Annotated in this window: 11 protein-coding genes and 11 pseudogenes; 11 read left to right on the plus strand and 11 right to left on the minus strand. The window is 73.9% G+C overall.

The window, feature by feature from the left end; translation table 11 throughout:
* Positions 1-37: 37 nt before the first annotated feature.
* A complete protein-coding gene (glgX, locus tag ACZ411_RS14380; protein ID WP_464171316.1) occupies positions 38-2,119 on the plus strand; it encodes a glycogen debranching protein GlgX in 2,082 nt (693 codons plus the stop codon).
* Positions 2,120-2,429: 310 nt separating this feature from the next.
* Here the strand turns inward: glgX and ACZ411_RS14385 are convergent, their stop codons facing one another.
* A complete protein-coding gene (locus ACZ411_RS14385; RefSeq protein ID WP_464171317.1) occupies positions 2,430-2,726 on the minus strand; it encodes a hypothetical protein in 297 nt (98 codons plus the stop codon).
* Between the two features lie 290 nt (positions 2,727-3,016).
* Between ACZ411_RS14385 and ACZ411_RS14390 the strand changes: the two genes are divergently transcribed.
* Complete coding sequence (locus ACZ411_RS14390; protein ID WP_464171318.1) at positions 3,017-3,334, plus strand: FUSC family protein; 318 nt, start codon at positions 3,017-3,019, stop codon at positions 3,332-3,334.
* Here the strand turns inward: ACZ411_RS14390 and ACZ411_RS14395 are convergent.
* From ACZ411_RS14395 to ACZ411_RS14405, 3 genes and pseudogenes are all read right to left on the minus strand, one after another.
* Positions 3,331-3,729, minus strand: a complete 399-nt coding sequence (locus ACZ411_RS14395; RefSeq protein ID WP_094115199.1) for a hypothetical protein — start codon at positions 3,727-3,729, stop codon at positions 3,331-3,333. The two genes, ACZ411_RS14390 and ACZ411_RS14395, sit on opposite strands and share 4 nt — an antisense overlap.
* 17 nt (positions 3,730-3,746) lie before the next feature.
* Positions 3,747-4,157: a DUF3253 domain-containing protein gene (locus ACZ411_RS14400; protein WP_464171319.1), complete on the minus strand. Its 411-nt coding sequence runs from the start codon at positions 4,155-4,157 to the stop codon at positions 3,747-3,749.
* Positions 4,075-4,341 (minus strand): annotated as a pseudogene (locus ACZ411_RS14405) (hypothetical protein); the annotation flags it as partial. The gene ACZ411_RS14400 and the pseudogene ACZ411_RS14405, both read right to left, overlap by 83 nt.
* Between ACZ411_RS14405 and ACZ411_RS14410 the strand changes: the two are divergent.
* The 8 pseudogenes from ACZ411_RS14410 to iolD all read left to right on the plus strand — a co-directional run bounded on the left by ACZ411_RS14410 (position 4,336) and on the right by iolD (position 17,325).
* Positions 4,336-7,815, plus strand: a pseudogene (locus ACZ411_RS14410) (efflux RND transporter permease subunit). The pseudogenes ACZ411_RS14405 and ACZ411_RS14410 sit on opposite strands and share 6 nt — an antisense overlap.
* 117 nt (positions 7,816-7,932) lie before the next feature.
* A pseudogene (locus ACZ411_RS14415) lies at positions 7,933-10,076 on the plus strand (DEAD/DEAH box helicase).
* Between the two features lie 393 nt (positions 10,077-10,469).
* A pseudogene (locus ACZ411_RS14420) lies at positions 10,470-10,559 on the plus strand (GNAT family N-acetyltransferase); the annotation flags it as partial.
* Positions 10,560-10,854: 295 nt separating this feature from the next.
* A pseudogene (gene iolC, locus ACZ411_RS14425) lies at positions 10,855-11,801 on the plus strand (5-dehydro-2-deoxygluconokinase).
* A 232-nt stretch (positions 11,802-12,033) separates the two neighbouring features.
* Positions 12,034-12,765 (plus strand): annotated as a pseudogene (locus tag ACZ411_RS14430) (Cgl0159 family (beta/alpha)8-fold protein); the annotation flags it as partial.
* A gap of 71 nt (positions 12,766-12,836) precedes the next feature.
* Positions 12,837-14,344 (plus strand): annotated as a pseudogene (locus ACZ411_RS14435) (CoA-acylating methylmalonate-semialdehyde dehydrogenase).
* A gap of 54 nt (positions 14,345-14,398) precedes the next feature.
* Positions 14,399-15,411, plus strand: a pseudogene (gene iolB / locus ACZ411_RS14440) (5-deoxy-glucuronate isomerase).
* Positions 15,408-17,325: pseudogene (iolD, locus tag ACZ411_RS14445) on the plus strand (3D-(3,5/4)-trihydroxycyclohexane-1,2-dione acylhydrolase (decyclizing)). The pseudogenes iolB and iolD overlap by 4 nt, the downstream one beginning before the upstream one ends.
* A 172-nt stretch (positions 17,326-17,497) precedes the next feature.
* On the opposite strand, the gene ACZ411_RS14450 reads toward iolD, so the two are convergent.
* Positions 17,498-17,857 carry a hypothetical protein gene (locus tag ACZ411_RS14450; RefSeq protein ID WP_464171320.1) on the minus strand — a complete coding sequence of 120 codons (360 nt, stop codon included), beginning with the start codon at positions 17,855-17,857 and terminating at the stop codon, positions 17,498-17,500.
* Between the two features lie 662 nt (positions 17,858-18,519).
* Here ACZ411_RS14450 and ACZ411_RS14455 point away from each other — a divergent pair.
* Positions 18,520-19,444, plus strand: a pseudogene (locus ACZ411_RS14455) (3-hydroxyacyl-CoA dehydrogenase family protein).
* Between the two features lie 17 nt (positions 19,445-19,461).
* Here the strand turns inward: ACZ411_RS14455 and ACZ411_RS14460 are convergent.
* The 6 genes and pseudogenes from ACZ411_RS14460 to ACZ411_RS14485 form a co-directional block, all read right to left on the minus strand.
* Positions 19,462-20,144: pseudogene (locus tag ACZ411_RS14460) on the minus strand (cation efflux transmembrane domain-containing protein).
* A complete protein-coding gene (gene cmtR / locus ACZ411_RS14465; RefSeq protein ID WP_464171321.1) occupies positions 20,141-20,506 on the minus strand; it encodes a Cd(II)/Pb(II)-sensing metalloregulatory transcriptional regulator CmtR in 366 nt (121 codons plus the stop codon). The pseudogene ACZ411_RS14460 and the gene cmtR overlap by 4 nt, the downstream one beginning before the upstream one ends.
* Complete coding sequence (locus tag ACZ411_RS14470; RefSeq protein ID WP_464171322.1) at positions 20,464-21,099, minus strand: copper chaperone PCu(A)C; 636 nt, start codon at positions 21,097-21,099, stop codon at positions 20,464-20,466. Before ACZ411_RS14470 ends, cmtR begins: the two co-directional genes overlap by 43 nt.
* A 16-nt stretch (positions 21,100-21,115) precedes the next feature.
* On the minus strand, positions 21,116-21,679 hold the full coding sequence (locus ACZ411_RS14475; RefSeq protein ID WP_464171323.1) for a hypothetical protein: 564 nt from the start codon (positions 21,677-21,679) through the stop codon (positions 21,116-21,118).
* 180 nt (positions 21,680-21,859) lie between these two features.
* On the minus strand, positions 21,860-21,982 hold the full coding sequence (locus ACZ411_RS14480) for a hypothetical protein (protein WP_464171324.1): 123 nt from the start codon (positions 21,980-21,982) through the stop codon (positions 21,860-21,862).
* Positions 21,979-22,665 (minus strand): thioredoxin domain-containing protein, encoded by a 687-nt coding sequence (locus ACZ411_RS14485; protein WP_464171325.1) that lies wholly within the window; start codon positions 22,663-22,665, stop codon positions 21,979-21,981. Before ACZ411_RS14485 ends, ACZ411_RS14480 begins: the two co-directional genes overlap by 4 nt.
* Between the last annotated feature and the right edge of the window lie 53 nt (positions 22,666-22,718).

Genomic DNA, 22,718 nt, shown 5'->3' on the forward strand with positions numbered 1-22,718 from the left:
CACGAAGCAGTCGCGGGAGCGCGAGCATACTGAAGCGGTGACCATCGAACTCCCTCCCATCAGCCGCTCCTACATCAGCCGTCCGTACCCGCTCGGCGCGACCGTGGTCGCCCGTGACGGCGGACTGCCCAGCGGCCTCAACGTCGCCGTCTACTCCGAGACCGCGGAGGCCGTCGAGGTCTGCGTGTTCGACGACGCCGGCACCGAGACCCGCACGCGACTCTCCGAGCGCACCGGCCACGTCTTCCACGGCCTCGTCGAGGGCGCCGGCATCGGCACGCGCTACGGCCTGCGCGTCCACGGCGAGTGGGACCCGTCCCGCGGCCTCCGCCACAACCCGGCCAAGCTCCTCCTCGACCCGTACGCCATCGCGATCGAGGGCCACCCCACCTGGGGCGAGGACGTGTTCGCGCACACCTTCGACGACCCGAACGTGATGAACGACGCCGACTCCGCCGCCTCCATGCCCCGCTCCGTCGTCGCGGACCGCCGCTTCGACTGGGAGGACGACGAGGCCCCGCGCACGCCGCTCGACGAGACCGTCGTCTACGAGGTCCACGTGAAGGGCTTCACCGAGAGGCTCGAGTCGGTGCCCGAGGAGATCCGCGGGACGTACGCCGGCCTCGCCCACCCCAGCGCCATCGAGTACCTGACCGACCTCGGCGTGACGAGCGTCGAGCTCCTCCCCGTGCACCACTTCATGCAGGACTCGCACCTCGAGGAGAAGGGCCTCCGCAACTACTGGGGCTACAACTCCATCGGCTTCCTCGCGCCCTACTCCGACTACAGCTCCGCGGGCGACGGCGGCCAGCAGGTCGCCGAGTTCAAGGAGATGGTCAAGGCGCTGCACGCGGCCGGCCTCGAGGTCATCCTCGACGTGGTGTACAACCACACCGCCGAGGGCAACCACATGGGCCCGTCGCTGTCGCTCAAGGGCATCGACAACGCGTCCTACTACCGGCTCGTGGAGGGCGACGAGGCGTCGTACTTCGACACCACCGGCACCGGCAACAGCCTGAACGTCGGCCACCCGGCCGCGCTCGCGCTCATCATGGACTCGCTCCGCTACTGGGTCGAGGAGATGCACGTCGACGGCTTCCGCTTCGACCTCGCCACGACGCTCACGCGCCAGGACGGCGACGCCGAGCTGCACAGCGCGTTCCTCACCCTGATCCACCAGGACCCGGTGCTCGCGCCGGTGAAGATGATCGCCGAGCCGTGGGACACCGCCGGCTACCAGGTCGGCGGCTTCCCCGCCGACTGGTCCGAGTGGAACGGCAAGTTCCGCGACGACGTGCGCGACTTCTGGCACAGCGGTCAGAACGTGCTCGGCGCGCTCGCCCAGCGGATCACGGGCAGCCCGGACGTCTACGAGTCCGGCCGCCGCTCCCCGCTCTGCAGCGTGAACTTCATCACGGCGCACGACGGGTTCACGCTCGCCGACCTCACCGCCTACGACGAGAAGCACAACGAGGCCAACGGCGAGGACAACAACGACGGCGAGAGCGACAACCGCTCCTCCAACGCCGGCGTCGAGGGCCCCACGGACGACGCCGAGGTGAACGCGATCCGCGACCGCCAGCGCCGCAACATGCTCGGCACGCTCATGCTCTCCTCGGGCGTCCCGATGGTGCTCGGCGGCGACGAGATCGCGCGCACGCAGGGCGGCAACAACAACGCCTACTGCCAGGACAACGAGATCTCGTGGTTCGACTGGGAGAACGCGGACCGCGAGCTGCAGGACTTCACGCGGAAGCTCATCCGCCTGCGCCGCGGCAACCGCGCGCTCCGGCCCATCTGGTTCCGCGGCGACGACGTCGAGGGCCAGGAGGAGGCCGTGCGCTTCATCCGGGCCGACGGCGCGACCCTCGAGCCGAAGGACTGGGAGGACCCGAACGCGTTCAGCATCGGCGTGATCATGAAGGGCAAGGACAGCGACGCGTTCTTCGTCGCGTTCAACGCGGCCGAGGGCCCCGTCGAGTTCCAGCTGCCCGAGGGCCTCGGCGTCTCCTGGCACCTGGCGATCTCGTCGGACTCCGAGCAGAACGTGACGGAGGACGCGACGAGCATCCTCACGCGCGACCGCTCCTTCACGGTGCTCCGGGCCGCGCGCTCCTAGCCGCACCCGCACGACCGGCCGACGCGCCCCCGGGAGACCGGGGGCGCGTCGTCGCGTCCGGGGTCCCGCCGCGCGGGCGTAGCGTGGAGGGTCGTCCGGATCCGCACCGCCGGGCAGTCGGAGGACCCCGCGTGACCGCTTCGCCCGCAGCCCGGCCGCCGTCGACGCGCGCGCTCGACCTCGAGGCCGCCGCGCGCGCCAGCGTCGGGCTGCTCGTCCCGCTGCTGGTGCTCCTGGCGATCGACCGCCTCGACCTCGCGCTCTACGCCTCCTTCGGCGCCTTCACGGGCCTGTACGGACGGAACGAGCGCTACCGGCTGCGGCTCGCGAGCGTCGGCGCGGCCGCCGGGATGATGCTCGTCGCGATCGCCACGGGCGTGCTGCTCTCGCTCGCCGAGGCGCCGCTGGCGCTCGAGGCGGTGGGGCTCGCGATCGTGCTCGGCGGGGCGTCGCTCGTGTCGACCGCCATGAGCCTCGTGCCGCCGCATCCGCTGTTCCCCGTGTTCGGGCTCGTCGTCTGCGCGGCCGTGCCGGTCGACGCCGCGCAGGCCCGCGACGCCCTCGTGACCGCGGTGGCCGCGATCCTGTTCTCGGCGGGCGTCTGCATGTCCGGCTGGCTGCTGCGCCGGTGGGCGCCGGACGCCCACGCCCACCGCTTCCGCGCGCTGCCCCGGGTCCCCGTGCGGGACGCCGCCGTGCACCGCGATCCGGCCGCGTGGACGGCCGTCGCCGCCAACGTGGTCGGCGCCCTGGTCGCGGGCGGCATCGCCGTCGCGCTCGGCCTCGGCCACCACTACTGGGCGGTCGTGACGCTCGTCGCGGTGCTGCCCGTGGTGCGCGGACCGCTCTCGTTCACCCGCGTGGCGCACCGCGTGCTCGGGACGCTCGCCGGGGTCGGTGGTCGCCGCGGGGATCCTCGCGCTGCACCTGCCCGTGGCCGCCGTCATCGCGGTCGCCGTGGCGTGCCAGTTCGCCGCGGAGCTCGCCGTCGGCCGTCACTACGGGCTGGCGCTCGTCTTCATCACGCCGCTCGCGCTCGTGATGGGCGGCCTCGGCCGGACCCAGCCGGTGATCCCGCTCGTGGCCGACCGGGTGGTCGACACGGTCGTGGGCGCCGCGGTCGGCGTGGCCGTGATCCTCGTGCTGCGGGCCCTCGCCCGGCGTCGTCGCCCTCGGGAGGGGCCGGCGGACGGCCGGCCGGCGGCCGCGGCCTAGCCGAGGGTCGTGCTGCTCCAGCCGAGGAGGCGGCCGTCGGCGCCGAACACGTTCCAGCCGTCGGCGCACGTGACGGCCGCGGGGTCGACCTCCGGCGGCCACCAGGTGTCCTGGATGGTCGTCGGCTGCAGGTCGGTGCAGCCGCCGGGCGCCGGTGCGGGCTCCGCGGTCTGGACGGACACGATGGTGCCGGCCTTCGCCTCCGACTTCACCCGGATGAGGGTGCCGTCCTCCGGGATCCACGCCGGCAGCGACTCCCCGAGGGCCGCCTGCGCGTCCGCCGTGGTGGGGTAGATGCTCGTCGTGGGCGTCTGGAACTGCGACTGGACCCCGCATCCGGACAGGAGCGCCGCGCTCGCGACGGCGGCCAGGACGGTGAGGGTCGGTCGGTGCATCCCCCTAGTGTGCCTCGTCAGCGACGGCGGCGGATGCGGATGGGTCCGCGGGCCGTGGACGGGTCGACGAGCGACCCCTTCTGCGTGATCTCCACCTCGCCCGCCTCCACCAGCCGACGGGCCGCGCGGCGGGCCGGCTCCATGAGCTCCCGCCAGCCGTCGGGCGACTCGGCGCGCGCGGCCTCCGACGGGCAGATGGTGGCGCCGCCGGCGCGCTGCGCGAGGAGGTCGAGGATGCGCTGCTCGAGGGCCGAGTCGACGGCGGAGACCCCGCGGCGGCGGCACGCGTCGCTGCAGTAGCGGACGTCGTCCCAGTCGGCGCTCCCACTTGCGCCGCCACTCGATCGTGCGACCGCACGACACGCAGGTCTTCGGCTCGGGAACGCGGTCCTTCGCGGTGGATGCCCGGTGCGCCATCCCCCCAGCATGCCCCGCGCGCATGGGCGTCGTCTGGTCATGACGGGTGGCTGCCGAAAACCTGCCATGAGCAGGGTTCCCCCTGGTCGCGGGTGCGATGATGACCGGACGGGGCGGGTTCCCGGTGCGGGCGATCAGCGGCCCGAGCTGCCGCCGCACCCGTGGCCCGCATCGCACAAGGAGCACCCCCTGCATCTCCTCTCCGTCTTCAGCCTCCGCAACCGGGCGCTGATCGCGCTCATCACGATCGTCATCGGGGTGTTCGGTGGCATCGCGCTGACGACCCTCAAGCAGGAGCTCATCCCGTCGGTGTCGTTCCCGCAGCTCGCGGTCGTCACGGCCTACCCGGGCGCCTCGCCCGCGGTGGTGGACACCGACGTCTCGACGCCCATCGAGCGCGCGATCCAGGCGGTCCCCGGGCTCGAGTCCTCCACGGCGACGTCCCGCACCGACTCGTCGGTCATCTCCGCGTCGTTCACCTACGGGACCGACCTCGCGACGGCCGAGCAGAAGATCGACCAGGCCATCAACCGGATCCGCACGACGCTGCCCGACGGCATCGACCCGGTCGTCATCGCGGGCAGCATCGACGACCTGCCGGTGATCCAGATCGCCGTCACGAGCGACCTCAGCCCGCAGGAGCTCACGGCCGCGCTCGAGCGCTCGACCCTCGGGGACATCCGGAAGCTCGCCGGGGTGCGCGACGCGAGCCTGCTCGGCACGGTCGGGCAGCGCGTGGTCATCACGCCGGATCCCGCCGAGGTGCAGGCCGCGGGCCTCTCCAACCAGGCCATCCGCGACGCGCTCGACGCGAACGGCTCGCTCCTGCCCGCCGGCGCGGTCACCGAGGACGGCACCACGCTCTCCGTGCAGTCGGGCACGCGCCTCGGATCCACCGAGGACCTCGCCGCGCTGCCGCTGCTCGGCGCCGCGGGTGGACGCCAGCTCACGATCGGCGACGTCGCCACGGTCGAGCTCGGCCAGGACCCCGACGACCGGCATCTCCCGGGTCGACGGGCAGCCGTCGCTCACGATCGCCGTCACGAAGACGCCCGCCGGCAACACGGTCGACGTGTCGCAGCTCGTGACCGGCCTCCTGCCGCAGCTGGCCGACGACCTCGGGAACGGCACCCGCTTCACGGTCGTCTTCGACCAGGCGCCCTTCATCGAGCAGTCCATCTCGAGCCTCACCACGGAGGGCCTGCTCGGCCTCGTGTTCGCGGTGCTCGTGATCCTCGTGTTCCTCCTGTCGATCCGGTCCACCATCGTGACCGCGATCTCGATCCCCGCCTCCGTGCTCATCACGTTCATCGGCATGCTCGCGTCGGGCTACACGCTCAACATCATCACGCTCGGCGCGCTCACCATCGCCGTCGGCCGCGTGGTGGACGACTCGATCGTGGTGATCGAGAACATCAAGCGGCACCTCTCCTTCACGCCCGACCGCCTCGACGCCATCCGCGCCGCCGTGCGGGAGGTCGCGGGCGCGGTCACCGCCTCCACCGCCACGACGGTCGCCGTGTTCCTGCCGATCGCGCTCGTCGGCGACATCACCGGGCGAGCTGTTCCGGCCGTTCGCGCTCACCGTCACCATCGCGCTCGCGGCGTCGCTGTTCGTGTCGCTCACCATCGTGCCGGTGCTCGCGTACTGGTTCCTCCGGCCGGAGGGCGAGTCCCGACGGGCGCGTCGGAAGGCCGCGGCCGCCGCGGCCGGCGCGTCCGAGGGCGCGGTCCGCACGGGCGCGCACGCCGCGGTCGCCGGACCCCGTCGACGACCGGGAGCTGGCCGACCGGCCGGGGCGCGGGACCCACGCGGCGCACGACGAGGGCGAGGGCGTCGGGAAGCCCACGCGCCTGCAGCGCGGCTACCTGCCCATCCTCGCGTGGACCCTGAAGCACTCCGCGGTCACGCTCGTGCTCGCGATCCTCGTGCTCGGCGGGACGGTCGCGCTCATCCCGAGCATGAAGACCAACTTCCTCGGAGACAGCGGCCAGAACACGCTCACGGTCTCGCAGGAGCTCCCGAGCGACACGAGCCTCGAGGCGCAGGACACCGCGGCAACGCAGGTGGAGCAGGCGCTCATCGGCGTCGACGGCGTCGAGACCGTGCAGACCTCCATCGGATCGGACAGCACGTCGCTGACCTCCGCGTTCGGCGGCGGCGGGGGTATCACGTTCTCGCTCACGACCGACCCGGACGCCGACCAGGAGGCGATCCAGGACCGCGTGCGCACGGCCGTCGACGGCCTCTCGGACGTGGGCGACGTCTCGCTCGCCGCGGCGTCCGGCGGCTTCTCCTCGAGCGACATCGAGGTGGAGATCACCGCGAACGACTCCGACGAACCTGAAGGCCTCCGCGGACGCGATCCTCGCGGCAGTGCAGGACATCCCGTCCATCGAGCAGGCCACGAGCAACCTCTCCGAGACGCAGCCGTACATCGCGATCGACGTCGACCGGGCGAAGGCGGCGGAGGCCGGGCTCAGCGAGCAGGCCGTCGGCGGCATCGTCACGGCCAGCCGCCTGCCGGCCGCGGTCGGGCAGGTCGTGATCGACGAGGAGACGCTGTCGATCTACATCCAGGACCCCGACGCCGCCCAGAGCCTGCAGGGGCTCCGGGACTTCCCGATCCCCACCGTCCGCGGCCCGGTGCCGCTCAGCGACCTCGCGACCGTCGAGGTCGCCGAGCGGGCCGGCGTCCGTCACCACGACGGGCGGCTTCCCGCAGCGCGACCGTGAGCGCGACGCCCGGCAGCGACGACGTGGGCTTCGCCTCCTCCGAGGTGTCGCAGGCCGTCGCCGACGTGCAGCTCCCGGCAGGCGCGCAGGCGTCCCTCGGCGGCGTCGCGTCGCAGCAGTCCGACGCGTTCGGGCAGCTGGGGCTCGCGGTGCTGGCCGCGATCCTGATCGTCTACATCATCATGGTGGCGACGTTCCGGAGCCTCGTGCAGCCGCTCGTGCTGCTCGTCTCGGTGCCGTTCGCGGCGACCGGAGCCGTGCTGCTGCAGGTCGTGACGGGCATCCCGCTCGGCGTCGCGTCGATCATCGGCCTGCTCATGCTGGTGGGCATCGTGGTCACCAACGCCATCGTGCTGATCGACCTCGTGAACCAGTACCGGACGCGCGGGATGGACCTCCGCGAGGCGGTCCTCCAGGGCGCCGGCCGGCGGCTGCGGCCAATCCTGATGACGGCGCTCGCGACGATCTTCGCGCTGCTGCCGCTCGCGATCGGCCTGACCGGGCACGGCGGCTTCATCTGGCGGGCGCTCGCCATCGTCGTGATCGGCGGGCTCCTGTCATCGACCGTGCTGACCCTGCTGGTGCTGCCGTCGCTGTACTCGGTCGTCGAGCGCGGCGGGCTCCGGCTGAAGGCCCGCGGCGAGCGGCGCCGGGCGGAGCGCGGGCTGCCGACAGGGGGCCGCCGCCGCCGTGGCGACCTCCGCGGGGGAGCGCGCGCAGGGCTGACGCACCTCCCGGCCACCGGCCCGGACCCGCCCCTGCGGCGCGCCCGGGCCGGTCCCTGCCCTGGTGCCGGATGTCCCGGATCGGGTAGTGTCGTCCAGTCGGCTCTTGACACCGCTACCGGACCATCCCATCCGGGCGGATGGATTTGTCAGTCAGGTGGGCCGGTCTCCCCCTCTCGTTCCGCAGAGGGGAACGTCACGCGATGACACGGCCCCCGGTCGATGACTGCCCGGGTTGAGAGCAGCTCTGCGCACCCTGATCCTGTAGCGCGCTGCTTCGAATGAGCATTGTCATGCACTCGAGCAGAACGAGAGAAATCCCTCATGCCCTACAACAACGACTCCCCGCGCGGCGCCAAGCGCGCCCCGTCCGGATCCCGCAGCCCGAACCACCGCGGCTACAACTCCGATCCCGCGCCCAAGAAGCAGCGCTGGAACGCCGACGAGCGCGCCCAGCGCTCCGGCCAGGACGACCAGTCCCCAGCGCGGCGGCGCAGCCCGTCCCGCACGCGGCGGCGACCGCCCCAACTGGGAGCCCCGTGCCGAGCGTCCCGCCGGCCGCGGCGAGCGCCCCGCGTACGGCGACCGCCCCAACCGCGCCGGGCAGCGCCCCGAGCGCGGCGACGCCCGCCCGCAGCGCGGCGAGCGCCCGTCCTACGGCGGCGGCGCCGACCGCGGTCAGCGCGGCGAGCGTCCCTCGTACGGCTCCGAGCGCGGACAGCGCTCGGAGCGCCCCTCCTACGGCAACGACCAGTCCCGCCCGCGGCGGCGAGCGCTCCGAGCGTCCGTCGTACGGCAACGACCGTCCGCAGCGGTCTGAGCGTCCGTCGTACGACGACCGCCCGGCTCCGCACCGAGCGTCCCTGGTCCGGCAACGACCGCCCGCAGCGGTCCGAGCGTCCGTCGTACAACGACCGTGCCGCTCGCACCGAGCGTCCCTCGTACAACGACCGTGCCGAGCGTCCCTCGTACGCCGACCGCGCCCAGCGGATGCGAGAGCGTCCCGCATACAACGACCGTCCGGCCCGTGCCGAGCGTCCGTCGTACAACGACCGCCCGGCTCGCGCCGAGCGCCCGTCGTACAACGACCGCCCGGCCCGCACGGAGCGCCCGTCCTACGGCGACCGGCCGCAGCGGTCGGAGCGCCCCTCGTACGGCGACCGCCCCCGCCGCCGACACCGATAACCGGCGACGCCGCCCAAACGCAATAACGAACACCCCAAACCGCAACAGCCGCGCCACGCGCCCGCTGAGGACGTCGTGCTCGAGCGCCTCGAGGCCCAGGCCACCACGGCCAAGGACGTCGACGGCGTGACCTTCGCCGCCCTCGGCCTCGGCCAGAACATCGTCCGCGTGCTCGAGGAGCTGGGCGCGGCGAGCCCGTTCCCGATCCAGGCCGCCACGATCCCCGACGTGCTCGCGGGTCGCGACGTGCTCGGCCGCGGCCGCACCGGATCCGGCAAGACCATCGCGTTCGGCGCACCCCTCGTGGAGCGCCTGCTCGAGAACGACGGCGCGAAGAACCGCAAGATGGGCCGCAAGCCCCGCGCGCTGATCCTCGCCCCGACGCGCGAGCTCGCCATGCAGATCGACCGCACGGTGCAGCCCATCGCCCGCTCGGTGGGCCTGTTCACCACCACGATCTTCGGCGGCGTGCCCCAGTTCAAGCAGGTCGGCGCCCTCCAGCGCGGCGTCGACATCCTCATCGCGACCCCCGGGCGCCTCGAGGACCTCATCGACCAGGGCCGCCTCGACCTCTCCGAGATCGTCGTGACCGTCCTCGACGAGGCCGACCACATGTGCGACCTCGGCTTCCTCGAGCCCGTCCAGCGGATCCTCCGCCAGGTGAAGCCCGACGGCCAGCGCCTGCTGTTCTCGGCCACGCTCGACAAGGGAGTCGCGACGCTCGTCAACGAGTTCCTGCCGTCGCCCAGCGTCCACGAGGTGGCGGGCGAGGACCAGGCGTCGTCGACCATCGACCACCGCGTTCTCCTCATCGAGCAGCGCGACAAGGCCGCCATCATCGAGCAGCTGAGCTCCGGCGAGGGCAAGACGCTGATCTTCGCGCACCCGCGCGTTCGCCGAGCAGCTCGCCGACCAGCTGGAGGACGCCGGCATCCCGGCCACGTCGCTCCACGGCGACCTCAACCAGGCGCGCCGCACGCGCAACCTGCAGCTGCTCACGAGCGGCAAGGTCCGCGTGCTCGTCGCCACCGACGTCGCCGCCCGCGGCATCCACGTGGACGACATCGGGCTGGTCATCCAGGCCGACGCGCCGGACGAGTACAAGAGCTACCTCCACCGCGCCGGCCGCACGGGCCGCGCGGGCGAGCGGCACCGTCGTGACGCTGATCACGAAGGCCCGCCGCCGTCGCATGGACGACCTCCTGGGCCGGGCCGAGATCACGGCGACCACGGTCATGGCCGCCGCCGGGGACCGCGTCATCGCGGACCTCGCGCGGGCCTAGCGCTCACGCACGACCAGGACGGCCGTCCCACCCCTCGCGGGTGGGGCGGCCGTCGTCGTGCGCGGCTCGTGCGGCGTGGGCGGCTGCGCGGCCCGTCCGGTCTGCGGGGCCCGCACGTGGGGAATAACCTCGACCGCATGCTGATCCGCCCCGCGACCGACGCCGACTGGCCCCGCATCTTCCCCTTCTACCGGGCGGTCGTCGACGCCGGGCGCACCTACGCGCTCCCGGCCGGGCAGTCGCTCGAGGAGGCGCGGTCGAACTGGATGGCCGAGGCGCCGGGCCGCACCTTCGTGGCGGTGGACGACGACGGCACGGTCCTCGGATCCGCCAAGGGCGCCCCGAACCGCCCCGGCCGCGGCGCGCACGTGGCCACGGGGTCATTCCTCGTGGATCCCGCGCACTCCGGCCGCGGGCGTCGGCCGCGCCCTCGGCGAGCACGTCGTCGCGTGGGCCCGCGACGAGGGCTACCGGGCCATCCAGTTCAACGCCGTCGTGGAGACCAACCGCGCGGCCGTGCACCTGTGGGAGTCGCTCGGATTCCCGGATCGTCGGCACGGTCCCCGAGGCGTTCGACGACGCCGAGGAGGGGCTGGTGGGCCTCCACGTGATGCACCTGACGCTGCGCTGAGGCGCAGCCTCCATCCGCGGACACGCAGGTCGGAGCGCATCCATCCATGTGCACATGTCAGAACATGCGCTACGTTGGAGGGACCGCAGTATCCGCCCCTCGCCCTCCACCGCCGGAGAAGCAGCGTCATGAGCCCTGCACGACTCCATCCACGACCTCATCGCCCTCGGCCGCGTGGGCGTCGACCTCTACCCGCTGCAGGACGGCGTGGGCCTCGAGGACGTGGAGACCTTCGGCAAGTACCTCGGCGGGAGCGCCGCCAACGTGGCCGTCGCCGCCGCCCGCCACGGCCTGGTCCGCCGCGCTGGTCTCCCGCGTGGGCGACGATCCGTTCGGCCGGTACGTGACGCGCGAGCTCGAGCGCCTCGGCGTCTCCGCCGCGGTACGCGACCCCGATCGACGACCTGCCGACGCCCGTGACCTTCTGCGAGATCTTCCCGCCGGACGACTTCCCGCTCTACTTCTACCGCCGCCCGAAGGCGCCGGACCTCTGCATCGAGGCCGACGCGCTCGACCTCGACGCCGATCCGCGACGCCCGCGTCCACTGGTCCACCGTCACGGGCCTCAGCGAGGACCCGAGCCCGCACCGCGCACCACGCCGCATGGGCCGCCCGCGGTCGCCGCCCTGCTCACGGTGCTCGACCTCGACTACCTGGCCGATGTTCTGGTCGTCGCCCGCGGACGCGACCCGCGAGGTCGGCCGCGCGCTCGAGCACGTGACCGTCGCCGTGGGCAACCGGGAGGAGTGCGAGATCGCGGTGGGCGAGACGGACCCGCTGCGGGCCGCCGACGCCCTGCTCGACCGCGGCGTCGAGCTCGCCATCGTGAAGCAGGGCCCCGAGGGCGTCCTCGCCCGCACCCGCGAGGAGACCGTGGAGGTGCCGCCGTACCCGGTCGAGGTCGTCAACGGGCTCGGCGCTGGGCGACGGCTTCGGCGGCGCGCTCGTGCACGGGCTGCTCGCCGGCTGGGACCTCGAGCGGATCCTGACGCTTCGCCAACGTCGCGGGCGCCCTCGTCGCGTCCCGCCGCGAGTGCTCCACCGCCATGCCCACCACCGCCGAGGTCGACGCGGTGCTCGCGGGGACCCGATGACCGCCGTCGACGCGACGCGCGCCGCCGCCGTCGCCGCGCCCGCCGAGGCCCTCCGCGCGGGCGACCTGCCGGCCGCGTTCCAGGCCCTGCGGGACGTGCGCGCGCACGGATCCGGGCGCCGTCGCCCGCGCGCTCGCCGGCCTGTGCGCGCCGTCCCCTCCTCCGTGACGACGGCCGCCTCCTCGTCGTCGCGGCCGACCACCCGGCCCGCGGCGCGCTCGGCGTCGGCGACGACCCGATGGCCCTCGCCGACCGCTACGAGCTCCTCGCGGGGCTCGCCACCGCCCTCACGCGCGACGGCGTCGACGGCGTGCTGGGCACGCCCGACATCGTCGACGACCTCGCGCTCCTCGGGCCTCCTCGACCGACAAGGTGGTCGTCGGGTCGATGAACCGCGGCGGCCTCCGGCGGCGCCGTCTTCGAGATGGACGACCGCTTCACCGCGTACGACGTGGACGGCATCGTCCGCGACGGCCTCGACTTCGCGAAGACGCTCGTGCGCGTGAACCTCGGCGACGCCGGCACCGCGCCCACCCTCGAGGCGAACGCCCGCGCGGTCGACGCCGCGGTCCGCGCCGGCCTGCCGATCATGCTCGAGCCGTTCCTCAGCGCCTGGCGCGAGGGACGGATCGTCAACGACCTGTCGGCCGACGCCGTCATCACGTCCATCGCGATCGCGTCCGGCCTCGGCTCCTCCTCCGCCCGCACGTGGATGAAGCTCCCCGTCGTCGACGACATGGCCCGCGTCATGGCCGCCACCACGCTGCCCACGCTGCTGCTCGGCGGCGACCCGCAGGGCAGCGGCGAGGACACCTGGTCGGCGTGGGAGGCCGCGCTCGACCTGCCCGGCGTCCGCGGGCTCGTGGTCGGCCGCACGCTCATCCACCCCGCCGACGGCGACGTCGCGCGCGCCGTCGACCAGGCCGTCGCGCTCGTGCACGGCCGCTCGCGTCCGCGCGCCTGAGGCACCCGCACCGCTCCCGCACGGCTCCCGCACCGCTCCCGCTCCGCCACCTGAGAACGCCAGAGGAAACGATGACCGACACCGCCCCGCTCCCCGTCGTCCCGCACTGGATCGACGGCGCGCGCTCGCCCTCGACCTCCGGCCGCACCGCGCCCGTCTACGACCCCGCGCGCGGCGTGGTGACGAAGGAGGTCGCGCTCGCGGACGGCGACGAGATCGAGCGCGCCATCGCGTCCGCGCACGCCGCGTTCCCGGCCTGGCGCGACCTGTCGCTCGCGAAGCGGCAGGCGATCCTGTTCCGCTTCCGCGAGCTGCTGGAGGCCGAGAAGGGCGAGCTGGCCGAGATCATCACGTCGGAGCACGGCAAGGTCGTGAGCGACGCGCTGGGCGAGATCACGCGCGGGCAGGAGGTCGTGGAGTTCGCGACCGGCCTCGCGCACCACCTCAAGGGCGAGTACTCGGAGCAGGTCTCCACGGGCGTCGACGTGTACTCCACGGAGCAGCCGCTCGGCGTGGTCGGTGTCATCTCGCCGTTCAACTTCCCGGCGATGGTGCCGATGTGGTTCTTGCCCATCGCGATCGCGGCGGGCAACACCGTGGTGCTGAAGCCGAGCGAGAAGGACCCGAGCGCGGCCATCTGGATCGCGGAGCTGTGGAAGCGCGCGGGCCTGCCGGACGGCGTGTTCACGGTGCTGAACGGCGACAAGGAGGCCGTGGACGGGCTGCTCACGCACCCCGACGTGCGGGCGATCTCGTTCGTGGGGTCCACGCCCATCGCGCAGTACGTCTACGAGACGGGCACCCGGCACGGCAAGCGCGTGCAGGCGCTGGGGGGCGCGAAGAACCACATGCTCGTGCTGCCGGACGCCGACCTCGACCTGGTGGCCGACTCCGCCGTCAACGCGGGCTTCGGCTCGGCGGGGGAGCGCTGCATGGCGATCTCCGTGGTCGTCGCGGTCGAGCCCGTCGCCGAGACGCGCTCCTCGAGCGCATCTCCTCCCGCATGGCGGGCCTCCGCGTGGGCGACGGCCGCCGCGGCTGCGACATGGGCCCGCTCGTGACCGAGGCGCACCGCGACAAGGTGGCCTCCTACATCGCCGTCGCCGAGGAGGACGGCGCCCGCATCGTCGTCGACGGCCGCGGCATCGAGGTCGACGGCGAGGCCGACGGCTTCTGGCTCGGCCCGACCCTCATCGACGCGCTGCCCACGAGCTCGCGGGCGTACACGGAGGAGATCTTCGGGCCCGTGCTCGGCGTCGTCCGGGTGCGCAGCTACGAGGAGGGCGTGGCCCTGATCAACGCCGGCGCGTTCGGCAACGGCACGGCGATCTTCACCAACGACGGCGGCGCCGCGCGCCGCTTCCAGAACGAGGTGCAGGTCGGCATGATCGGGATGAACGTGCCCATCCCCGTTCCCGTCGCCACCTTCTCGTTCGGCGGCTGGCGGTCGAGCCTGTTCGGCGACACCAAGGCCCACGGCGCCGAGGGGGTGCGGTTCTTCACGCAGCAGAAGGCGATCACCAGCCGCTGGCTCGACCCGTCCCACGGCGGCGTCGACCTCGGCTTCCCGCAGAACTGACCCGCACCACCGCCCGCCGCACGGCCGGCACCGACGACGACGACGGAGACGAGCATGACGACAGACGAGGCGTGGCTGCACCCGCGCGGCAGCATCGGCCGGGACGGCTGGGAGAGCGTGGTCGACGGATCGCTCCCCGGCTGGGAGCACACGGGCCTCCGCGTCGCGGTGCTGGGCGACGGCGACGAGCTCGAGCTGCCCGCGTCCGGCGTCGAGCGCATGGTCGTGCCGCTCGCGGGTCCTTCGCCGTGCGGCACCGCGAGGGCGACAGCGAGGAGCGGGTCGCCGACCTCGAGGGCCGCGCGTCGGTCTTCGCCGGGCCCACGGACGTGCTGTACCTGTCGTGCGCGTCGAGCGCGGTGCTCACCGGATCCGGCCGCGTGGCCGTCGCCGAGTCGCCCGCCACCCGGCACGTGCCGAGCCGCCGCATCGCCCGCGAGGACGTGTCCGTCGAGCTCCGCGGCGCCGGCCGGTCGAGCCGCCAGGTGCACAACTTCGGCACGCCGGGCACGCCCGGGTCCCTCGACGCGGAGCGGCTCATCGTCTGCGAGGTCCTGACGCCCGCCGAGAACTGGTCGAGCTACCCCGCGCACAAGCACGACGAGGAGCGGCCCGGCGTCGAGTCGCGGCTGGAGGAGATCTACTACTTCGAGTCCGCGGCGGGCCGGGGCCTGGACGCGCCCGCGGAGGCGGACCCGTTCGGCCTGTTCCACACGTCCTCCTCGCCCGCGGGCGAGATCGCGATCGACGCGGTCGTGCGGACGGGCGACGTCGCGCTCGTGCCGTTCGGGTACCACGGACCCGCGGTCGCGGCGCCCGGCTACGACCTCTACTACCTCAACGTCATGGCGGGCCCGGGCGCCGACCGCGCCTGGCTCATCACCGACCACCCGGCGCACGGCTGGATCCGCGGCACGTGGGAGGGGCAGGGAATCGACCCGCGCCTGCCGTTCGCCGCCGACCCCGGGTCCGCCGACCCCGGGTCCGCCGCGCCCGGGTCCACCGCGCTCGAGGCGCCCGCGCCCGCGCCCGCATCCGACACCGACCAGGAAGCACCCACCCGATGACCGAGCCCACCACCCGCATGACCGTCAGCCAGGCGCTCGTCGCGTTCCTCGCGGCGCAGTGGACGGTCGACGGCGACCACCGCGAGCGCACCATCCCCGGCGTCTTCGGGATCTTCGGCCACGGCAACGTCGCCGGCATCGGGCAGGCGCTCATGCAGGCGAACGCCCAGGACCCGGACCTCATGCCGTACCACCAGGCCCGCAACGAGCAGGCGATGGTGCACCAGTCCGTCGGCTTCGCGCGCATGCACCGCCGCCTCGCGACCTACGCGAGCGCCGCGTCCGTCGGCCCCGGGGCCGCCAACATGCTCACGGGCGCCGCCCTCGCGACCGCCAACCGGCTGCCGGCGCTCCTCCTGCCGAGCGACACCTTCGCGACGCGCGTGGCGGATCCGGTGCTGCAGCAGCTCGAGCTGCCCCACGACATCGGCATCACCGTGAACGACGCGTTCCGCCCGCTGTCGCGCTTCTTCGACCGCGTCCAGCGGCCCGAGCAGCTGTACTCGATCGCGCTCGCCGCCATGCGCGTGCTCACCGACCCCGCCGAGACGGGCGCCGTCACCATCGCGCTCCCGGAGGACGTGCAGGCGGAGGCCCTCGACGTGCCGCACGCGTTCCTCGCGCCCCGCGAGTGGCACCTGCGCCGCCCGGTGCCGGAGCGCGGGCCGCTCGCCCGGGCCGTGCAGGCCGTGCGCGACGCCCGCACGCCGCTCATCGTCGCGGGCGGCGGCGTGATCTACAGCGCGGCCGAGGACGCCCTCCTCCGCTTCGCCGAGCAGACGGGCTTCCCCGTCGCCACGACGCAGGCCGGCGGCGGCGCCCTCGTCTGGGACCACCCGCAGTACCTGGGCGGCATCGGCGCCACCGGATCCACGGCCGCGAACCGCCTCGCCGCCGACGCGGACGTCGTCATCGGCATCGGCACGCGCTACTCCGACTTCACCACCGCGAGCCGCACGGCGTTCCAGCGCCCGGACGTGACCTTCGTGAACGTCAACGTGGCGCCCTTCGACGCCTACAAGCACGGCACGCAGCTGCCCGTCGTGGCCGACGCGCGGGAGACGCTGGAGGCGCTCATCCCGGCGCTCGCCGGCACGCGCGTGGACGCCGCGTACGCCGACCGCATCGCCCGCGAGAAGCGCGAGTGGGACGCCGCCGTCGACCGCGCGCTCGCGCCCACCGGCGGCGCGCTGCCCGGCCAGCCGGAGATCATCGGCGCCGTGCAGGCCGCGAGCGACCCTCGTGACGTCGTCGTGCAGGCCGCCGGCTCCCTCCCGGGCGACCTCCACAAGCTCTGGCGGGTGCGGGACGCGCTCGGCTACCACGTGGAGTACGCGTTCTCGTGCATGGGCTACGAGATCCCGGGCGGGCTCGGCGTCAAGCGCGGCGCGGAGGCGCTCGGCGACGACCGCGACGTGATCGTCATGGTCGGCGACGGCTCGTACCTTCATGCTGCACACGGAGCTCGTCACCGCGGTGGCCGAGGGGCTGAAGATCATCGTCGTCGTGATCCAGAACCACGGCTACGCGTCCATCGGCCACCTCTCCGAGACGGTCGGCACGGAGCGCTTCGGGACTCGGTACCGGTCGCTCGACCCGGCGACGCGGAACTTCGAGGGCCGCGAGCCGCTCCCCGTCGACCTCGCGGCCAACGCCCGCAGCTACGGCGTCGACGTGATCGAGGTCGCCCCCGGCCCCGACGCGACGCGCGACCTCGGCGACGCGGTGCGGCGCGCGAAGGCGTCGGACCGCACCACGGTGATCCACGTGGAGAGCGACCCGCTCGTCTACGGCCCCGACGGCGAGGGCTGGTGGGACGTGCCGGTGCCGGGCGTCGCGGAGACCGCGTCGACGCGGGCCGCGCATGCGGAGTACGTGGAGAGGCGGAAGGCGCAGCGGCCGCTGCTCGGCTGAGGCCGGGACGGGCGCGGTCCCGGGCCCTGGTCGTCAGGATGCTATTTCCTATAGGATCTTGATCCCGGGCATCCGGGACCGACGACCGCGATGGAGCAGCATGCCGGACGCCCCCGCGACCCCCGCACCCGGAGCGACCCCCGCATCCGGGGCCGCCGCCGCCACGGGGAGCTCACCCGCCCCCGCGTTCACCGCCGAGGACTGGCCCATCGCCACGTGCCTGCACGCGTTCGCGACCGTCGGCCGCGACGGCACCGCCCTCCACGACGCGGACACCGCCGTGTGGGACCGCATGTTCGCCGACATCGCGCGGGAGGGCTTCACCCTCGCCGAGCTGGCGGACAGCCACATCCGTCCCGCCGACCTCGAGCCCGGCCGCCGGGACGAGCTCGTCGCCGTCGCCCGCGCGCACGGCGTGGGCATCCCGTCGGTGCACCTGCAGCGGCAGAGCGTGATCATGCCGGGGCACGAGGAGCGGAACCTCGCCTACGCGCACCGCACGATCGACGCGATCGCCGAGGGAGTCGGGCATGGAGGTCTTCTCCACGGGCCTGCACCAGCCGTTCAGCGACGCGCAGCGGAAGGCGCTGTGGTTCTGGACCGCGGAGGGCCCGAAGGACCCGGACGACCCCGAGGTGTGGGATGCCGCCGTCACCCGCCTCCGCGAGCTCGGCCGGCACGCCGCCGACCTCGGCCTCCGCATGGCGCTCGAGATGTACGAGGACACCTACCTCGGCACCGCCGACAGCGCCGTGCGCCTCAGTGCAGGAGATCGGCCTCGACAACGTCGGCCTCAACCCGGACGTGGCGAACCTCATCCGCCTGCACCGCCCGGTCGAGAGCTGGCGCGAGCTGTACGCGAAGACGCTGCCGTACGCGAACTACTGGCACGTGAAGAACTACATGCGCGACGAGGCGGCCGACGGCAGCTGGGCCACCAGCGTGCCCACCACCATGAGGTCCGGGCTCATCGACTACCGGCAGGTGATCCGCGACGCGGTCGAGCTCGGCTTCGACGGGATCATCCTCACCGAGCAGTACGGCGGCGACAGCCTCGGCGTCTGCGCGGAGAACCGGAGACTACATCCGCACCCTGCTCCCGCAGGGCGCACGAGGACGGAGGGGATCGATCATGACCGCACAGGACAGCGCGGGCAGCGTCGCCGGGAGATCGCCATCGTCGGATCCGGCTACATGGGCGGCGGCATCGCGCAGGTGCTCGCGCTCGCGGGCGCGCGCGTGCGCATCGCCGACATCTCGGAGGAGATCGCGGTCGCGAACCACGCCCGCCTCCTGGAGGAGGCCGCCCGCTTCGTCGCGGACGGGCTGTTCCCGCCCGACGCCGTGGAGCGCATCGCCGCGGCCGTCACGCCCGCCGCGTCCATCGAGGAGGCCGTCGCCGGCGCCGACTTCATCGAGGAGGCGGTGCCGGAGAAGCTCGAGATCGAGCACCGCGACGCTCCGGCGCATCTCGGCGGCGGCGCGTCCCAGACGCCGTCATCGGGTCGAACACCTCCACCATCCTCATCGGCTCGCTCGCGGAGGCCGTGACGCCGACCCCGGAGCGGTTCCTCGGCGTGCACTTCTCGAACCCGGCGCCCTTCATCCCGGGCGTGGAGCTCATCCCGCACGCGGGCACCGACGAGTCCGCCGTCCGGCGTCGCGGAGGCGATCGTCGCGGCGACCGGCAAGGAGACCGCGCGCGTGACCGACAGCACCGGCTTCGTGCTCAACCGGCTGCAGTACGCGCTCTTCCACGAGGCGACGCAGATCGTGGAGGAGGGCGTGCGCCGACGACACCGAGGACATCGACACGATCGTCCGCACGACCTTCGGCTTCCGCCTGCCGGTGTTCGGGCCGTTCGCGATCGCCGACATGGCCGGCCTCGACGTGTACGCGTTCTGCTACGCGTCGCTGCAGACCCGCTGGCCGGAGCGGTTGGCGACCCCCGCGTCGCTGCAGGCGCACGTGGACGCGGGCGAGTACGGCACGAAGACCGGATCCGGGTACCTCGACGTGCCGAGCGAGCGCACCGCGGCACTCGTGGCGTACCGCAACAAGGCGTACGTGGCCATCAAGCAGCTCATGGACGACCTCGGCCCGGCGCCCGTCGGCTGACGCTCAGCGGCCGTCGCTCAGCAGCAGTCGCAGGCCGCGACCTCGCGTTGGCCGGTGAGGGCGGACACGGGTGTGGTGCAGGCCTCGCCGCGCCATGCCTCGAGGCCCTCGCGGATGGCGAAGACGACGATCACGAGCCCGGCGACGGGGTCGGCCCAGGTCCACCCCGAGGGTGACGTTAGAGGACGAGCCCGAGGAGCACGGCCGCGGACAGGTAGCTGCAGATGAGGGTCTGCTTCGAGTCCGCGACCGCCGACGCGGAGCCGAGCTCGGTGCCGGTGCGGCGCTCCAGGAGGCTGAGGAACGGCATGACCGCGAGGCTGACCGCGGCGAGCACGATGCCGACGGGGGAGTGCTCGGGTTCGCGGATGCCCGTGAGGGCGAGCACGGCGTCGACGCTCACGAACGCGGCGAGGCCGAAGAAGGAGACCGCGATGACGCGGAGGGCGACGCGCTCCCGCTCCTCCGGTCGGGGCGGCGAACTGCCATGCCACCGCGGCCGCCGACAGCACCTCCACGATCGAGTCGAGGCCGAAGCCGACGAGCGCCGTGGAGGACGCGGCGGTTTGCCGGCGGAGATGGCGACGACCGCCTCGACGACGTTGTAGGCGATGGTCGCCGCGACGATCCACCGGATGCGGCGCTGGAGGAGCGCGCGTCGGGCGGGGGCCGGTCCCGCGGGGGCGAGGAGGGCGCTCACGCGCGGGGCTCGCAGCAGAGCGGCACGTCGCAGTCGGCGTCGGCGCAGGGGGCGCCGTCGTCCACCGCGAGCACCACGTCCACGAGGGCGGCGAGGGCCCGGGCGAGGTGCGCGTCGGTGATCTCGTAGCGGGTCGACCGGCCCTCGGGCACCGCGACGACGATCCCGCAGCCGCGGAGGCAGGTGAGGTGGTTCGACACGTTCGAGCGGGTGAGCCCGAGCTCGCGGGCCAGCAGGCTGGGGTACCCGGGCCCCTGGAGCAGGGAGAGCAGGATGCGGGAGCGCGTCGGATCGGCCATGGCGCGGCCGAGCCGGTTCATCACGTCGACGCGGGAGGCGATGGTCGGCGTCCGCTGACCCATGCCGCGGATGCTGACCGGTCGCCACCGGGGGGGGGGGGGCGGTGCGTCGTGCTCCATGGGCATCCCATCCCCTCGTAGGTCTCGTTCGCGCCCGAGTAGTCCTTCGCCGGCGCGGAGAAGGCGTACTCCGAGCCGTCGTCGAGGGTCAGCGTGAAGTCGACCGCGTCGCCCGCGGTGATCGGCTGCTCGAGGCCCATGAGCATCAGGTGGTTCCCGCCGGGAGCCAGCTCGTAGGATCCGCCGGCCGGGATGGTGAACCCGTCCTGCTTCTCCTTCATGATCATCTGGCCGGCGTCGTCCGGGACCGTCTCGTGGAGCTCGATCATCGGCGACGCGCTCGACACCGCGGACACGACCCGCACGTCCCGGTCGGAGGCGTTCTCGAGCGTCCCGAAGGCGGCGGACATGCCGCTGTCCTCGGCCTTCACCCACGCGTCGGCGATGGCAGGCCCCACGGCGGTCGCGGCGGTGCCGCTCGTGGGCGCGTCGGTGGCGGTCGCCGGGGCGGCGGCCGGCTCGGTCGCGGGGGAGGAGCACCCGGTGAGGGCGAGGAGGAGGACCGCGGAGGCGGTCCAGGTGAGGGTGGTGCGCATTGCTGCTTCCTTCTGGTCAGGTGGTGCACGCGTTCGGCCGGCGCCGGGATCGGCGACGGCGGGAGGGCCGTCGGGGACGGCCCGCGCGGACGCTCGACGAGCGTCCGGCCGGGAGGGACGGTGCCGTGCCGGGCGGTCCGCGGCGGGGTGCGCCGATGAGCAGGAGGTCGAGGTCGCGGGGCGCGACGTGCGCCGCGGACGCGACCCGGTGGTGCCGGGGCCCGCGCAGCAGGACGGCGGCGGGGACCCGGAGGCGGAGGGCGCGGATCCCGGCGCGGGCCAGCCGCACCGTCCCAGAGCGCCCGCTCGCCGTGGCGGAGCGCGAGCGCGGTCGCGGCGGCGGCCGCCGCGTGCGCCACCCACATCCCGGTCCCGCGTGCATGCCGGCGTGCGCGCCCGCCGGCACCGACGCCATCGCGTGGACCGTCGGGTCGTGATGCCCTCCCGTCACGCGGACGACGGCCGTCGAGTCGGCGCCGAAGGAGAGGAGCGCGTGGAACGCGCCCTGGCTGATCACGACGGATGCGGCCAGGCGCACGGTGCTCACCGTCCGGCCGGCGAGGAGCGCGCTGGCGGGCACGGCGAACGCGGCCGCGGCGCGAGCCCCAGGACCCCGGGCGCCGCCCCGCCGCCGGACAGGTGCGCGAGGGCGGCCACGAGGAGGGACGCCCCGGCGGTGAGGGCGCCGCGCGTCGTGCGGGCCCCTCGTGACGCCGGGACCTCCGTCCCCCGTGCCCTCCCTCGCCGCGTCACGGGGGCGTCAGCCCGCCACGATCTCGTCCGGCAGGGTCGCGCCGGCGCCGCGGAGGGCGTCCACGGGCTCCGCCCCGCCGACCGTCTCGACGATGCCGCCGTCGATGCGGAGCGTCGGCGTGCCCTTCACGCCCGCCGCGAAGGCGGCGTCGGTGTTCGCGTCGATCCAGGCCGGCGAAGGGCCCGTCCTCGGCGCACGCCGGGACGGCCTCGTCGGCGACGCCCTGGTCGGCGAGCCACGCGCCGAACTCGGCGCCCGTCCAGGAGTCGGTCCGGGCGGAGTGGTTCGCGAAGAGCGCGGAGTGCACCTCGGGCCAGGCGGAGGGGTCGGACTGCAGGACGCACGGCTGCGTTCCCGGCCGTGCGCCCGTAGTTCGTGACCACCTGGATGGGGTGGTACACGACGCGCACCTGGCCGGAGGCCGCCAGCCGGTCGAGGAGCGGGCCGTTGGCCGCCTCGTACTCGGCGCAGTGCGGGCACGAGTAGTCCTCGTACACGTCGAGCGTGACCGGGGCGGCGGGGTCGCCCACGCCGACGCCGTCCGCCTCGGCCGTCACGCGGGCCTCGCCGCCGGATGCCAGGGCGACCGACGCGTCGGCGACGGGCGGCGCGGCGTCGGCGGCCCCCTGCCCGCCGAGGGCGCTCACCCCGCCGACGATGCCGGCGATGACGACGACGACGGCGGCGCCGACGCCCAGCTGCATCAGGACGCGGCGGCGCCGGGCCCTCCGCTCGGCCTCGCGGCGGGCGGCGTTCGCCTTCTCCCGGATCTCCCGGGTGCGGTCGCGGTCGGCGGTGCTCTTCGTGCTCATGCGTGGTCCTCGTGCTCTGTCGTGGGTCGGGTGGGGGTCGGGAAGTGGTCGGT

The organism is Clavibacter sp. AC415 (genome assembly GCF_979252985.1).